Raw genomic sequence first — 1,518 nt, 5'->3', positions numbered from 1 at the left:
ATTTCCGGGCGGAAGCCCGGACCCACTTTATCTGCAGAGAAAGAAAATGCTGCGGTGCCTTTACACACCAAGAAAAGAAATCCCGCCGTGCTGCCCCTGTGCCGCCCTGTGTGAGACGATTGGATACAGGGCACCGGTGGTCCCAGCAAACCAGGATGTCGCCGCTGAGGGGCCCTTGCAGGCGAAGGACGAGACCAGAAAACGGATGTCCAAAGGGCTGCCATATTTTCCATTTCAGCGCCGGATTTTTTCTCTCTGAACATGATTCTTCCGCCCTTGGTTATGGCTGTTTCGCTGGGACCAGGGGCGTTCGAATTTAGTACGAGGATAAAGGGAGGTGGTCGCAAAGCGCCCACCTCCCGGTCACAACGCCCCGCAGAGCGGGGCGTGTCAAGGGATTGCGGGATTTCGCCTCAGCGCCGTGCCAGGTGGTCGCTGCAACCGTTTTTTGAATTTTAGGTGGTCGAAGGTTTGAAAAAATCCAGCGGTTCCAAAGAGTTCCCGGCTTTTTTACCGGCGCTGTACACAGCGATACCTCGGGTATCTCAAAAATTGCGCCGCCTAAACAAAGAGAGAAAATTTCGCCCAGAGCTGGAAACTGAAATGCCGTAGACAAGGAAAAAACGCCGCAAAAAGTGTGAATTGTTTGATAACTCTGCTCCACAGCCCTGGCTATTTCCCATTTCTGTGGTATTGTGTGTCGTTGCAAAGGAGGCGGCACAACATGGCAAAACGCAGAGCCAACGGGGAGGGCAATCTTCGGAAACGGAAGGACGGCCGCTGGGAGGGCCGGTATACCGCCGGTCACGACCCGGAGACGGGGAAGGCCATTTACCGGAACGTTCTGGGAAGAACCCAGGCGGAGGCCAGGGCCAAGCTGAAGCAGGCTATTGAGGAGGCAAAGCATGTCGACCCGGTAAGATCGAAGCAGTACACAATAGGCGAGTGGATGGACATCTGGTTCGAGAACTACGCCAAGGTAAAGGTTCGGCCTTCCTCCCACCAGACCTACCGGGGGTACATCGACAACCACATCAAGCCGAATATCGGGAAAATCCCCCTCGGAAAGTTATCCTCTCTGGATTTACAGAAATTCTACAAGAAGCTGCTCAGCAGCGGCAGAGTGGAGCGGATCGAGAGCAAGAAACAGAGCAAGGGCCTGAGCCCCAAGACGGTGCGGAACCTGCACCAGATCATTGCCTCGGCCATGAAGCTGGCCAAAGAACAGAAGCTCATCGTCACAGACCCCACGGACGGATGCGCCCTGCCCAAGGTGGAGCACAGGGAGATGAAAACCCTCCCAGTGGAACAGCTGACTTCCTTCCTGCGGGAGGCGAAAGAGAGCGGTGTATTCGAGCTCTACTACGTGGAGCTGGCCACCGGCCTGCGGCGAGGGGAACTGTTAGGCCTGAAGTGGGAGGACCTTGATTTGGAGCGGGGCGACCTCCGGGTTAAACGGCAAATAGCAAGAATCAACGGCGAGGTGGCGGAGGCTCCCCTGAAAACAAAAAACGCCTA

Annotated in this window: 2 protein-coding genes; both read left to right on the top strand. The window is 55.8% G+C overall.

What is annotated here, in order from left to right; genetic code table 11:
* Positions 1-259: hypothetical protein (locus H6B31_RS16595; RefSeq protein WP_204899511.1), on the top strand; the 259-nt coding region annotated here is incomplete at its 5' end.
* Positions 260-724: 465 nt separating this feature from the next.
* Positions 725-1,518 (top strand): tyrosine-type recombinase/integrase (locus H6B31_RS16590; protein WP_204899510.1); only part of this gene is annotated, 794 nt, incomplete at its 3' end.

The organism is Pseudoflavonifractor capillosus (genome assembly GCF_016899775.1).
In the GTDB taxonomy this organism is placed as follows: Bacteria; Bacillota; Clostridia; order Oscillospirales; family Oscillospiraceae; genus Lawsonibacter.
This window is presented reverse-complemented; position numbering and strand designations above follow the sequence as displayed.